General features: G+C 68.0%; 13 protein-coding genes. 12 read left to right on the top strand and 1 reads right to left on the bottom strand.

The window, feature by feature from the left end:
• The 3 genes from nirD to AC07X5_RS28525 all read left to right on the top strand — a co-directional run bounded on the left by nirD (window position 1) and on the right by AC07X5_RS28525 (window position 1,891).
• A complete protein-coding gene (gene nirD, locus AC07X5_RS28535; RefSeq protein ID WP_494772876.1) occupies window positions 1–357 on the top strand; it encodes a nitrite reductase small subunit NirD in 357 nt (118 codons plus the stop codon).
• Window positions 358–418: 61 nt separating this feature from the next.
• Complete coding sequence (locus AC07X5_RS28530) at window positions 419–1,732, top strand: nitrate- and nitrite sensing domain-containing protein (RefSeq protein WP_494772875.1); 1,314 nt, start codon at window positions 419–421, stop codon at window positions 1,730–1,732.
• Window positions 1,733–1,759: 27 nt separating this feature from the next.
• On the top strand, window positions 1,760–1,891 hold the full coding sequence (locus AC07X5_RS28525) for a hypothetical protein (protein WP_494772874.1): 132 nt from the start codon (window positions 1,760–1,762) through the stop codon (window positions 1,889–1,891).
• A gap of 171 nt (window positions 1,892–2,062) precedes the next feature.
• On the opposite strand, the gene AC07X5_RS28520 is transcribed toward AC07X5_RS28525, so the two are convergent.
• Window positions 2,063–2,452 (bottom strand): Hsp20/alpha crystallin family protein, encoded by a 390-nt coding sequence (locus AC07X5_RS28520; RefSeq protein ID WP_494772873.1) that lies wholly within the window; start codon window positions 2,450–2,452, stop codon window positions 2,063–2,065.
• 95 nt (window positions 2,453–2,547) lie between these two features.
• Between AC07X5_RS28520 and AC07X5_RS28515 the strand changes: the two genes are divergently transcribed.
• The 9 genes from AC07X5_RS28515 (at window position 2,548) to AC07X5_RS28475 (ending at window position 12,203) form a co-directional block, all read left to right on the top strand.
• Window positions 2,548–3,885, top strand: a complete 1,338-nt coding sequence (locus AC07X5_RS28515; protein ID WP_494772872.1) for a branched-chain amino acid ABC transporter substrate-binding protein — start codon at window positions 2,548–2,550, stop codon at window positions 3,883–3,885.
• Between the two features lie 154 nt (window positions 3,886–4,039).
• Window positions 4,040–5,041 carry an LLM class flavin-dependent oxidoreductase gene (locus tag AC07X5_RS28510; protein WP_494772871.1) on the top strand — a complete coding sequence of 334 codons (1,002 nt, stop codon included), beginning with the start codon at window positions 4,040–4,042 and terminating at the stop codon, window positions 5,039–5,041.
• Between the two features lie 23 nt (window positions 5,042–5,064).
• Window positions 5,065–6,414, top strand: coding sequence for an LLM class flavin-dependent oxidoreductase (locus AC07X5_RS28505; RefSeq protein WP_494772870.1), 1,350 nt, complete (start codon window positions 5,065–5,067; stop codon window positions 6,412–6,414).
• Window positions 6,414–7,616: a M20 aminoacylase family protein gene (locus AC07X5_RS28500; RefSeq protein WP_494772869.1), complete on the top strand. Its 1,203-nt coding sequence runs from the start codon at window positions 6,414–6,416 to the stop codon at window positions 7,614–7,616. The genes AC07X5_RS28505 and AC07X5_RS28500 overlap by 1 nt, the downstream gene beginning before the upstream one ends.
• Before the next feature lie 41 nt (window positions 7,617–7,657).
• On the top strand, window positions 7,658–8,173 hold the full coding sequence (locus AC07X5_RS28495) for a GNAT family N-acetyltransferase (RefSeq protein ID WP_494772868.1): 516 nt from the start codon (window positions 7,658–7,660) through the stop codon (window positions 8,171–8,173).
• A 28-nt stretch (window positions 8,174–8,201) separates the two neighbouring features.
• Window positions 8,202–10,055: an amino acid ABC transporter permease/ATP-binding protein gene (locus AC07X5_RS28490; RefSeq protein WP_494772867.1), complete on the top strand. Its 1,854-nt coding sequence runs from the start codon at window positions 8,202–8,204 to the stop codon at window positions 10,053–10,055.
• A gap of 103 nt (window positions 10,056–10,158) precedes the next feature.
• The gene (locus AC07X5_RS28485; RefSeq protein ID WP_494772866.1) at window positions 10,159–11,088 is read left to right on the top strand and encodes an ABC transporter substrate-binding protein; all 930 of its coding nucleotides are present in this window, start codon (window positions 10,159–10,161) and stop codon (window positions 11,086–11,088) included.
• Between the two features lie 8 nt (window positions 11,089–11,096).
• The gene (locus AC07X5_RS28480; protein ID WP_494772865.1) at window positions 11,097–12,029 is read left to right on the top strand and encodes an ABC transporter substrate-binding protein; all 933 of its coding nucleotides are present in this window, start codon (window positions 11,097–11,099) and stop codon (window positions 12,027–12,029) included.
• 3 nt (window positions 12,030–12,032) lie between these two features.
• The gene (locus tag AC07X5_RS28475; protein ID WP_409957101.1) at window positions 12,033–12,203 is read left to right on the top strand and encodes a hypothetical protein; all 171 of its coding nucleotides are present in this window, start codon (window positions 12,033–12,035) and stop codon (window positions 12,201–12,203) included.
• Window positions 12,204–12,252 lie beyond the last annotated feature (49 nt).

Genomic DNA, 12,252 nt, shown 5'->3' with positions numbered 1-12,252 from the left:
ATGAGCGCACTCCCCATGAACAGCACCGACTCGCTCGCCTGGACCGACATCTGCGCGGTCGACGACATCCTGCCCAGCACCGGCGTCTGCGCCCTGGTGGCCGACCGCCATGTGGCCGTGTTCCGCACCGGCAGCGACCAGTTCTTTGCCATCGACAACGTGGACCCCAAGTCCGGCGCCAGCGTGCTCTCGCGCGGTTTGATCGGCAACCTGGGCGAGCGCGTCGTGGTCGCCTCGCCGCTGTACAAGAACCATTTCGACCTGCGCACCGGCGAATGCCTGGAGGCACCCGAGCATTCCGTGCAGGCGCACAGCGTGCGTGCCGAGGGCGGGCGCATCAGCGTGGCCGTCGCTTGAATGCCGCTGCAGGGGCCGGGCGGGGTTAGCATCTGCGTATCCTGAATCACGGAGTGACTGCATGCCCGATCTGGCCGCCGCGCCCCTGTCCGTTTCCAGCCTCGTGCTGCGCTCGCGCCAGCTCGAGATCGATGCGGTGCGCCACCTGGCCAGCCGTGCTGCGCTGGTGGACGTGGTCGGGCAGTTGATCGAAGGCCTGCAGCGCGAGCGCGGTGTCTCGGGCGTCTACCTGGCCTCCAAGGGCCAGCGCTTTGCCGATCTGCGTGGCCGCACCGTGCAGGAGGTCGTGGCGCTGGAGGCCAAGCTGCGCTCAGAGTTCGCCCAGCATGTCGAGCCCGCGCAGGGCGCCACGGCCAAGGCCTTGTCGCTGATGGCCTGGGCGCTGCTGGGCCTGGACGCGCTGCCTGCGCTGCGCAGCCAGATCGACAAGCAGGCCATGGCGGCCCATGACTCCATAGCCGCGTTCAGCCACCTCATCGCGGGGTTGATCGAACTGGTCTTCCATGTGGCCGATGCCGCCGGCCTGCCCAGCGTCTCGCGCCAGCTCGTGGCGCTGGTGCACCTGGTGCAGGCGCAGGAAGAGGCGGGGCAGGAGCGGGCCATGGGTGCGCTGCTCTTCGCCTCCGGCCAGGGCAGCGATGCGCATCAACAGCGCGTGCTGCACCTGATCGATGCGCAGGAGCGCAGCCTGGGCGCGTTTGCTGAGTTTGCCGATCCGGCCCTGCGTGCCCGCTGGGAACAACTGCAACTGGCACCTGGCACCGCCCAGCTGGAGCGCCTGCGCCGCACCCTGGGCGTGGCCCGGCCGGGTGCCGCGCTGGACAGCAATCTGAGCGACACCTGGTTCGAGGTCTGCTCCGAGCGCATCACCGCGCTGTGGCAGCTCCAGGTGGACCTGGTGCAGCGCCTGCGCGAAGACTGCGCGGCCCACATCGTGCGGGCCCAGCAGGACCTGCAGGACTCCAAGGGCCTGCTGCGCGGCCTGCGCGACAACCCGCCGCAGCGCACGCACGCGGTGGACCGCTTCTTCGACATCGCCATCGCGCCGACAGCGGTGGAGCCGCCTGCAGCGGGCGCGCAGGGCGCCGAATCGGCCTCGCTGCTGCAGTTGCTGCAGGCCCAGTCGGCACGCATGGCCAGCATGGAGGCCGAGCTCGAAGCGGCCCGCCGCACGCTCAACGAGCGCAAGGTGATCGAGCGCGCCAAGGGCGTGCTGATGGCCCGCCTGGGCATGAACGAGGAAGTCGCCTTCCGCATGCTGCAAAAGACCTCGATGGACCAGAACCGCCGCCTGCTCGACGTGGCCGAGGCCACGCTGTCCCTGCCGGACCTGGCGTTCGCACACCCCGAGCGCAAGGGCGATAAACCTGTTTGATCCTAGGCGCACAGACGCCGGGAGGCGGTGTCCGAGTTCCTGCACGACCTGCAATCGCCCGGCGTGCAGTTCCATCGTCTGCGTGCGCCACCGCTGGTGGAGCGCAATCCGGTGCGGTTCTGGCAGACCGTGTCATGCCTGCTGGGGCTGGCGGTGTAGGTGCTGTTGGGAATGCGCGCGTATGAAAATTGAATGAACCCTTGCGGTTCGGCGCGTGAGAGAACTGGGGCAAAGCCCTGATGAAGCAAGGCCTTTGCCGGACAGGAGCAAAAGGCATGCACGGGGTGGAGCGCGGCCACCAGGCCGCGCTCCACTGCGCCGTGTATTGACTTACTGGATGCTCAGCGTGGTGGCCTTGCTGACGGGCTCCACGCGCACCAGGGTGAGCGTGAGCACGCCGTTTTCGAGCTTGGCGCTGCTGGCCGAGGCATCGATGTCGGTGGCCAGCTCCCAGGCGCGCTGCACCTGGCGGGGAGCGCCTTCCACGCTGGACAGGCGCACCACATTGCCTTCGATGGACAGTTGCAGTTGCTCACGGGTCAGGCCGGGCACATCCAGCTGCAAGGTGGTGGCCTTGTCGTCCTGGGTGACGGTCACGCCGGCAGAGCGGGCAGGGGTGGCCGCATTGGCAAAACTGCCCAGCAAAAAGCGCTGCAGTGCGAGGTCGGCAGAGCGGGGGGCGTTGAAGGCGGAACGGCGGGCGACGGGGGCGAAGATCATGAAAAGGACTCCTATACACTGCGCGGCTCTCGACGTGGTCGCCGCATGGACAGAACTTGTGTACGGCCGCAAAGGTTTTCAAGGGGAAAAAGAGCATGAATAAATTGCGGTTCGCGGGCTTGAAATCAGGCGCCGCGGCATTACGTCATACCGCTTTGGCCGCTGCCGCCACACTGGCCTGCACGCTGGCGCCGGTGTCCGCCGGCTGGGCGCAATCCACCGCTGCCGCCGTGCCTGCGGCCACGGGCAAGCCGGTGAAGGTGGCGCTGATCGAAAGCCTCTCGGGCGCGTTCGCCAACACCGGTGAAGCGGTGTACCGCAACGTCTTCTGGGCCATGGAGCGCGTCAACGCGCGTGGCGGCGTGCCGCTGCCCGGCGGTGCACGGCCGCTGGCGCTGGAGCGCTACGACAGCAAGGGCCAGAACGAAGAGGCCCTGTCGGCCCTGCGCGCAGCCATCGACGACGGTGCGCAGGTGGTGCTGCAGGGCAACTCCTCGGCCACCGCCGCGGTGCTGATCGAGGCCATCAACAAGCACAACGAGCGCGAGCCGAACAAGCGCGTGCTCTTTCTCAACTACTCGGCGGTGGACCCCATCCTCACCAACGAGAAGTGCAGCTTCTGGCACTTCCGCTTCGACGCCCATGCCGACATGCGCATGGCCGCGCTGATGGACGTGATGCGCGACGACAAGGCCTTGAAGAGCGTCTACCTGATCGGCCAGGACTACAGCTTTGGCCAGGCCGTGCTGCGCGAGGCCAAGAAGCAGCTGTCGGCTCAGCGCCCCGACGTGTCGGTGGTGGGCGAGGAACTGCACCCCGTGGGCCGCGTGAAGGACTTCGCGCCCTACGCCGTGAAGATCAAGGCCAGCGGCGCGCAGGCCGTGGTCACGGGCAACTGGGGCAATGACCTCACGCTCCTGGTGAAGGCCGCGCGCGAGGTGGGCTACGAAGGCAGCTTCTACACCTTCTACGGCAATGCGCTGGGTGCGCCCGCGGCCATTGGCGACGCCGGCATCGGCAAGGTGGTGGCCGTGGCCGACTGGCTGCCCAATGTGCCGGGTGCGCAGAGCGAGGCCTTCTACCAGTCCTTCCGCGAGCGCTTTCCCAAGCCGCAGGACGACTACGTGCACATGCGCATGCAGCTCATGGTGGAGGCGCTGGCCCAGTCCATCGAGCGCGCGGGCAGCACCGATCCGGTGGCCGTGGCGCGCCAGATGGAAAAGGCCAGCGTGCAGCTCTCGGGCCAGGGCGGCAGCATGCGCGCAGCCGACCACCAGTTCCAGCAGGCGCTGGTGGTGGGCGTGATGGACAAGAAGGGCGCCAATGGGGTCAAGTTCGACGTCGAAGGCTCGGGCTACGGTTTCCGCGTGGTGCGCCAGATCGCTCCCGCCAAGGCGCAACAACCCCATACCTGCACCATGCAACGCCCCTGACAGAGCGCCTGCGGCGTGGGCCCTCCACGCCGCGCGGACAAAGGGCCGGAACGCCTTTTGTCCGCATATCGATATGACAAGTTAGCGCAACGCGCGCCGGCCCGGGGCCACAGAATTTGCGGCATTGATCACCCATGCGCGAATCGCCCCGACCGTGTCCTATGCCCTGTCCCTGCTCGACAAGAGCCCTGTCCCCGAAGGCGCCACCGCGGCCCAGGCCCTGCAGCGCAGCGTAGCGCTGGCGCAGCGCGCCGAGCAGCTGGGCTACCGCCGCTACTGGGTGGCCGAGCACCATGGCAACCCGGGCCTGGCCGGCTCGGCGCCCGAGGTGCTGGTTGCGCACCTGCTGGCACGCACCTCGCGCATCCGCGTGGGTTCGGGCGGCGTCATGCTTCAGCACTACAGCCCCTTCAAGGTGGCCGAGGCCTTCAAGCTGCTGGCCGCGCTGGCCCCGGGCCGTGTGGACTTGGGCGTGGGCAAGGCGCCCGGCGGTCTGCCCCTGTCCACCCGTGCGCTGCAGGCCGCACGCGACCCGGCGCGCAAGGCCGACTTCGCGGCCCAACTGGCCGAGCTCGATGCCTTCGTCGGCAACACCCTTGCGGCCGACCACCCGCTGGCCGGGGCTGTGGCCCTGCCAGAGCCGCCGAGCCTGCCCGAGCGCTTTCTGCTCGGTGGCAGCCCCGACAGCGCTGCGCTGGCCGCGCGCCACGGCTGGCAGTTCGTTTATGCCGGCCACTTCAATGGCGACCCGGTGAACATCGAGCGCTCGCTGCAGGTCTACCGCGAGGCTTCGGGCCGCGCGCCGCTGCTGGCGCTGTATGCCCTGGTCGCAGAGACGCAGGAAGAAGCCGAGCGCCTGGTGGGCGCGCTGCGCGTGGTCAAGCTGCACCTGTCCACCGGCCAGAGCGTGAACCTGCCCAATGAAAAAGCCGCTGCCGAATTTGCGCGCCAGGCCGGTGTGAGCGACTACCGCCTCGAAGAAACCCGCCCGCATGTGATCGCGGGCTCGCAGGCCTTTGTGCGCGATGCGCTCGATGCACTGGCCGAGCGCTACGGCATCGATGAGTTCGTGGTCGATACGCCCGTCACCGGCTTCGCCGAGCGCCTGGCCTCGGTGGAACTGCTCGCGGGTGCCCTGCAGACCGCCGAAGCCTGATTAATCCTTGAAGGACGCACCCCATGAGCAACCCCACCCCCATCCGCTTCGGCCTGATGCTGCACGGCGCAGGCGGCCACATGAATTCGTGGAAGCACCCCGCCGGCCCGGCCGATGCGAGCGTGAACCTGCAGTTCTACATCGACACCGCACGCAAGGCCGAAGCCAACGGCATCGCCTTCGCCTTTGTGGCCGACGGCCTGTTCATCAACGAGAAGTCGATACCGCATTTCCTGAACCGCTTCGAGCCCATATCCATCCTCTCGGCGCTGGCCGTGGCGACCTCGAAGATCGGCCTGGCGGGCACCATCTCCACTTCGTACAGCGACCCGTTCACCGTGGCACGCCAGTTCGCCTCGCTGGACCTCATCAGCCAGGGCCGCGCGGGCTGGAACGTGGTGACCACGCCGCTCGAAGGCACGGCCAGCAACTACAGCCGCCAGCACCCCGACCACGCGCTGCGCTACGAGATCGCCGACGAGTACCTCGAAGTCACCCAGGGCCTGTGGGACAGCTGGGACGAGGATGCCGTGGTGCGCAACCGCGAGACGGGCCAGTTCTTCGACCCGGCCAAGCTGCACACGCTCAACCACAAGGGCCGCTTCTTCCAGGTGGCCGGGCCGCTGAACATCGGGCGTTCGGCCCAGGGCCAGCCCGTGATTTTCCAGGCCGGCTCGTCCGATGCGGGCGTGGGGCTGGCCGGCAAGTACGCCGATGCGGTGTTCACCCATTCGCCCAACCTGGAAGCCACGCGCGCCTTCCTGCGCCAGGTCAAGGCCAGCGCCGTGGCCCAGGGCCGCCAGGGCAGCGATGTGAAGATCTTCCCCGGCATCGGCCCGGTGGTGGGTGCCACGCAGGAGGAAGCCGAAGCCAAGTACCAGGCCATCCGCGAACTGCTCACGGTGGAAGAAGCGCTGGCCTACCTGGGCCGCTATTTCGACCACCACGATTTCAGCCAGTACCCGCTGGACGAGCCTTTCCCGGAACTGGGCGAGATCGGGCGCAACAGTTTCCGCTCCACCACCGACCGCATCAAGGCCGACGCCAAGGAGCGTGGCCTTACGCTGCGCCAGGTGGCCCTGGAGGCGGCCACGCCACGCTCGCAGTTCGTGGGCACGGGCGAGCGCGTGGCCGACGAGATCATCCGCTGGGTGGACGAGGGCGCGGCCGATGGCTTCATCCTCGGCTTCCCGGTGCTGGCCCAGGGGCTCGAAGACTTCGTGACCCATGTCATCCCCGTGCTGGAGGCGCGTGGCCGCTATGAGCGCACCTTGCCCGGCGCCACGCTGCGCGACCACCTGGGCCTGCCGCGCAAGGCCAGCCGGTATGCGGCTGTGGATGGGCTGGGCGCCTCCGACAGGAAGGTCGCCTGATGGGCGCCGCACTGCCTGCGGTCGGCGCTGATGATGTGGCGCGCGTGGAGGAGGGCATCGCTGCCTTCATCGGCGAGTTCAAGGCCCTGCGCCAGGACCTGCACCGCCACCCCGAGCTGTCCTTCCAGGAGCACCGCACGGCCGCCATCGTGGCCGAGCGCCTGGCGGCCTGGGGCTACGAGGTGACCCCCGGCATTGCTGGCACGGGCGTGGTGGGCCGGCTCGTTCGTGGCAGCAGCGGCAAGTCCCTGGGCATCCGCGCCGACATGGACGCATTGCCCATCACCGAGGCCACGGGCCTGCCCTATGCCAGCGAAAACGCGGGCGTGATGCATGCCTGCGGGCACGATGGCCACACCACGGTGCTGCTGGCCGCGGCCCGCTTCCTGGCCGAATCGGGCCGATTCGACGGCACGCTGAACCTGATCTTCCAGCCCGCCGAGGAAAACGGCGGCGGTGCCAACCGCATGATCGCCGATGGGCTGTTCGAGCGCTTTCCCTGCGATGCGGTCTTCGGTCTGCACAACTGGCCCTGCGTGGGCGCAGGGCACTTCGGCTGCGTCACCGGGCCGGCCATGGCCTCGGTGGACCAGATCACCATCACTGTGCGTGGCAAGGGCGGCCATGGCGCCGCGCCGCACGAGACGGTGGACCCGGTGGTGGCCAGCGCCCACATCATCACGGCGCTGCAGACCGTGGTCTCGCGCAACGTCGATCCACTGGACATGGGGGTGGTCACGGTGGGCTCGATCCACGGCGGCGCCGCCCCGAACGTGATCCCCGAAAGCGTGGAACTCAAGCTCACGGCGCGGGCCTTCAAGCCCGAAGTGCGGGCCATCCTGCAGGAGCGCATTCCCGCCATCGCCCGCGCCCAGGCCGAGAGCTTTGGCGCCACGGCCGAGGTGCAGTACCGCCCGGGCTATCCCGCGGTGCTCAACCACGATGCCGAGACGGCGCTGGCGCGCAGCGTGGCCGTGGACACCTTTGGCGCCGCGCGCGTGGACGCCGGCTTTCGCCCGCGCACGGCCAGCGAGGACTTCGCCTTCATGCTGCTCAAGCGGCCCGGCAGCTATGTCTTCGTGGGCAATGGCGATGGCGCCTCGCTGCACAGCCCGTACTACGACTTCAACGACGCCATCCTCGCGCCCTCGGCCACCTACTGGGTGCGCCTGGCCGAGCGCTTTCTGGCTCCGGCTGTCTGACCCCCTTTTCTTTCTGTTGCCTTGATGGACGCGACAACACCATGAGCGAACGATTCGTCTACACCACCCCGCTGGATCCGCTGGCGCGCCCTCTGGTCGAGGAACTGAGCCACGAGTACGAGAGCCGCTACGGGGACTTCTACGAACGCGAGGGCGGGCCGCGCGAGATGGAGAAGTACCCGGCCGAGCTGTTCTCGCCACCCGAGGGCGGCAACTTCGTGCTGCTGCTGCGAAACGGCGAGGCCATTGGCGGCGGTGCCTTCAAGCGCCACCCGGACCCTGGCACGGCCGAGCTCAAGCGTGTGTGGACGCATTCGGCCCTGCGCCGCCAGGGCCTGGCGCGCCGCGTGGTGCAGGAACTCGAGGCCCAGGCGCTGCGCCAGGGCTATACGCGCATTTACCTGACCACGGGTTTCCGCCAGCCCGAGGCGGTGGCGCTGTACCTGGGCCAGGGCTACAGCGCCCTGTTCGACCCGTCGGCGCCCGAGGGCACCTACCGCTCGCTGCCGTTCGAAAAGATCCTGGTGCAGGCGCCTGCGCTGGCCCGTGCCGCCTGAGTTTCCCATTCCATTCCCACACGCCACGATGTCGACCACCACCACGCTCGATGCCCATGCGCTGCCTGCGGGCCCGGCGCACCATGCGGCACCCCCTGTTGCAGCCGCTGCGGCAGCCCCCACCGCACCGCCCGTCAAAGGCGACTACTCCCACTACAAGGTGGTACCCGCCCGCTACCGGGCACGCACGGTAGGCACCGTGTTCGCCGCGGTGGTCATCGCGCTGGTGCTGTACTCGGTGCTCACCAATCCGCGCTGGGGCTGGGGCATCTTTGCCGAATGGTTCTTTGCCGAGCCGGTGCTCGTGGGCCTGGGCCGCACGCTGCTGCTCACGGCGCTGGGGGCGCTGTTCGGCTTCACGCTGGGCACGGCGCTGGCGCTGGCCCGGGTGTCGCGCTCGCCGCTGCTGGCGGGCCTGTCGTGGACCTTTGTCTGGATCTTCCGCTCCATCCCGGTGATCGTGCTGCTGCTCATCATCAACAACCTCGGGTACCTCTACGAGTCGGTGAGCCTCTCCGTGCCGTTCACGGGTTGGACCTTCTTCTCCTACCCCACCACCCAGCTCATCAGCCCCTTCGTGGCGGCGCTGATCGGGCTCACGCTCAACCAGGCGGCCTTCGCCTCGGAGATCGTGCGCGGGGGCATCCTGTCGGTGGACCAGGGGCAGCTCGAGGCGGCGGCTGCGCTGGGCCTGCCGCGCCGCCGCCAGGCCTTTCGCATCGTGCTGCCGCAGGCCATGCGCTCCATTTTACCCAGCGGCTTCAACGACATCATCGGTCTGGCCAAGGGCACGTCCAACGTCTACATCCTGGCGCTGCCCGAGCTGTTCTACACCATCCAGATCATCTACCGGCGCAACCTGGAAGTGATCCCGCTGCTGATGGTGGCCACCGTCTGGTACCTGGTGATCCTCACGGTGCTGTCGGTCATGCAGCACTACATCGAGCGGCATTTTGCCAAGGGTGCGCTGCGCAACCCGCCGCCCTCGCTGTTCACGGCCATCGCGCGGCGATTGGGGTTTGCTCCCAAGGCTGTGCCGCCCGTGGACCAGACTGCTGCTGCTGCCCCACCCCAGGCGGCACCTGCCGGCACCGTGCCGCGCTGGAGCGGCGGCCTCACGCGTGGTGGCGAGGTCACCATCCACGGCGTCTCCAAGCACTATGGCGCGCTGCAGGTGCTCAAGGATGTGACGCTCACCGTGCCGCCCGGCAGCGTGACCGTGGTGCTGGGCCAGTCGGGTTCGGGCAAGTCCACCTTGCTGCGCACCATCAACCACCTGGAGCGCGTGGATGGCGGGTTCATCGCCATCGATGGCGAGCTGATCGGCTACCGCCAGGATGCGGACACCCTGTACGAACTGGGCGAGAAGGACATCCTGCAACGTCGCGTGGACGTGGGCATGGTGTTCCAGAACTTCAACCTGTTTCCCCACCTCACTGTGCTGGAGAACATCATCGAGGCCCCCATCAGCGTGCGCGGCCTGCCGCGCCCCGAGGCCGAGGCCCTGGCGCAGGAGCTGCTGGCCCGCGTGGGCCTGTCCGACAAGGCGCACAGCTATCCGCGCCAGCTCTCGGGCGGCCAGCAGCAGCGCGTGGCCATCGCGCGCGCCCTGGCGCTCAAGCCCAAGGTGCTGCTGTTCGACGAACCCACCTCGGCGCTCGACCCCGAGCTGGTGGGCGAGGTGCTGGCCGTGATCAAGGAGCTGGCGCGCTCAGGCACCACGCTGGTCATCGTCACGCACGAGATCGGCTTTGCCCGTGAAGTGGCCGACACCGTGGTCTTCATGGAGCAGGGACAGGTGCTGGAGACCGGCACGCCCGAGCAGGTGTTCAACCACCCGCAGCACCCGCGCACCGCAGAGTTCCTGGCCAAGGTGCTCTAGCAGCCCGCCGCAGTTCTTTCCCTTCCTTGCACGCGCAGCGCCCGGCTGGGCGCCAGCGTGCCCGCATTGTCTTTTCTTCATGGCTTTTTTCAGGAACTATCCGATGAACTTCACCCGCCGCTCCACCTTCCTTGCCCTGGCGCTGGCCGCCGCGGCCATGGCCCCGCTGCAGGCCACGGCCCAGGCCGTGGACCTGAGCCCCGAACAACCCGGGCGGCCGCGCTCGGCCAAGGTCGACGAGGCGCTCCGGCTCGTGTCCAAGGACTTCAAGTTCGCCAAGGAGGGTGTGCTCACCGTGGGCACGACCACGGGACGCCTGCCGTTCGGCGCCTATGCCACCGACAACAAGACCCCCGTGGGCAATGCGCCCGACATCGCCCAGCTCGTGGCCGACAGCCTGGGCCGCAAGCTCGAACTGGTGTCGGTGGCCTGGGCCGACTGGCCGCTGGGCCTGCAGTCGGGCAAGTTCGATGTGGTGATCTCCAACGTCACGGTGACCGAGGAGCGCAAGGAGAAGTTCGACTTCTCGACCTACCGCAACGACCAGCTGGGCATCTACGTGAAGGCCGACAGCAAGATCACCGCGATCAAGGAGCCCAAGGATGTGGCGGGCCTGAAGATCATCGTCGGCGCGAGCACCAACCAAGAGCAGATCCTGCTGCGCTGGAACCAGCAGAACGTGGCCGCGGGCCTCAAGCCCGTGGAAATCCAGTACTACGACGACGATGTGGTGCTGTACCTGGCCATCCTCTCGGGCCGGGCCGACGCCTACCTCGCGCCGAACGGCATTGCCGCGCACAACGCGCGCGACGGCCGCACCAAGCTGGTCGGCACCTTCTCGGGCGGCTGGCCGCAGAACGCCGAGATCGCCGTGACCTCGCGCAAGGGCTCGGGCATTGCCGAGGCGATCACTGCGGCGCTGAACACGCAGATCCAGAACGGCAACTACGCCAAGTCGCTGGAACGCTGGAACCTGCAGTCCGAGGCCATCCAGGTCTCGCGCACAAACCCGCCCGGCCTGCCCAAGAAGTGAGGCATCGCATGCGCACCATCTCTTCACCCCTTCTGCGCGGGCTGGCCGCCGTGGCCCTGGTTGCATGGGGCAGTGCCGCCCTCGCACAGACCTTCGACTTCACGCCCGAGCAAAAGGGCCGGCTGCGCACCGAGCGCAATGCCGCGGCGATTGCCGCCATTCCCAAGGACTTCAAGTTCGTCAAGGAGGGCACGTTCACCGTGGCCATCGCGCCCTTTGCGCCGCCCATCTCCACCTATGCCAGCGACGCCAAGACCGTGGTGGGCTTCGACCCCGACTACGCCCAGCTCATCGCCGATGCGCTGGGCCTGAAGCTCGAGCTGCAGCCCATCGCGTGGGCCGACTGGCCACTGGGCCTGTCGTCGGGCAAGTACGACGCCGTGATTTCGAATGTGGGCGTTACCGAGCAGCGCAAGGAGAAGTTCGATTTCTCCACCTACCGCCTGGGCCTGCACGGCTTCTATGTGCGCGCCGACAGCAAGATCGCCTCCATCAAGGAGCCCAAGGACGTGGCTGGCCTCAAGGTCATCACCGCCTCGGGCACCAACCAGGAGCGCATCCTGCTCGAATGGAACCGCAAGAACGTGGCGGCAGGCCTCAAGCCTGCGGAGCTGGTCTACTTCGACGACGATGCCGCGCGCCTGCTGGGCGTGGTCTCGGGCCGGGCCGATGCCAACTTCAACCCCAATGCGCCCCAGGCTTACCACGCGGCCAAGGACGGCAAGATCAAGCTCGTGGGCACGGTGAACGCGGGCTGGCCGCTCAAGTCCGATGTGGCCATCACCACGCGCAAGGGTAGCGGCCTGGCCGATGCGCTGACGCTGGCAGGCAATGCCATCATCCAGAGCGGCAAGTACACGCAGACACTCGCGCGCTGGCGCCTGGCAGAAGAAGCGCTGCCGCGCTCGGAAACCAACCCGCCCGGCCTGCCGAAGTTCTGAGCCATGCCCATCCGCCATCTCGCCTTTCTGTCACCCGGCAATTTCCCCGACACCGACCCCTTCGACGGGCTGGAGCACACGCTGCAGCTGTTCGCCTATGGCGAGGCCCTGGGAGTGAGCCTGTTCAATGCCTTTTTGAAGCCGCGCAAGTCCCTTTTCGGGATGGGATGCTAGGCGAGGCGCTTGTTGATAGCTCAGCTATCAACAAGCGCCGCAACGCCGC

Source organism: Acidovorax sp. GW458-11-26-14-TSB4, assembly GCF_059423865.1.
The sequence above is the reverse complement of the archived record's forward strand: the minus strand, read 5'-3'. Positions and strand labels throughout refer to the sequence as shown.

Excerpts from the sequence above, each read along its gene's own strand:
- AC07X5_RS28480 (WP_494772865.1), top strand. The coding sequence starts at position 11,097 with ATGCGCACCATCTCTTCACCCCTTCTGCGCGGGCTGGCCGCCGTGGCC.
- nirD (WP_494772876.1), top strand. The coding sequence starts at position 1 with ATGAGCGCACTCCCCATGAACAGCACCGACTCGCTCGCCTGGACCGAC.
- AC07X5_RS28495 (WP_494772868.1), top strand. The coding sequence starts at position 7,658 with ATGAGCGAACGATTCGTCTACACCACCCCGCTGGATCCGCTGGCGCGC.
- AC07X5_RS28500 (WP_494772869.1), top strand. The coding sequence starts at position 6,414 with ATGGGCGCCGCACTGCCTGCGGTCGGCGCTGATGATGTGGCGCGCGTG.
- AC07X5_RS28485 (WP_494772866.1), top strand. The coding sequence starts at position 10,159 with ATGAACTTCACCCGCCGCTCCACCTTCCTTGCCCTGGCGCTGGCCGCC.
- AC07X5_RS28520 (WP_494772873.1), bottom strand. The coding sequence starts at position 2,452 with ATGATCTTCGCCCCCGTCGCCCGCCGTTCCGCCTTCAACGCCCCCCGC.
- AC07X5_RS28505 (WP_494772870.1), top strand. The coding sequence starts at position 5,065 with ATGAGCAACCCCACCCCCATCCGCTTCGGCCTGATGCTGCACGGCGCA.
- AC07X5_RS28530 (WP_494772875.1), top strand. The coding sequence starts at position 419 with ATGCCCGATCTGGCCGCCGCGCCCCTGTCCGTTTCCAGCCTCGTGCTG.
- AC07X5_RS28515 (WP_494772872.1), top strand. The coding sequence starts at position 2,548 with ATGAATAAATTGCGGTTCGCGGGCTTGAAATCAGGCGCCGCGGCATTA.
- AC07X5_RS28490 (WP_494772867.1), top strand. The coding sequence starts at position 8,202 with ATGTCGACCACCACCACGCTCGATGCCCATGCGCTGCCTGCGGGCCCG.
- AC07X5_RS28475 (WP_409957101.1), top strand. The coding sequence starts at position 12,033 with ATGCCCATCCGCCATCTCGCCTTTCTGTCACCCGGCAATTTCCCCGAC.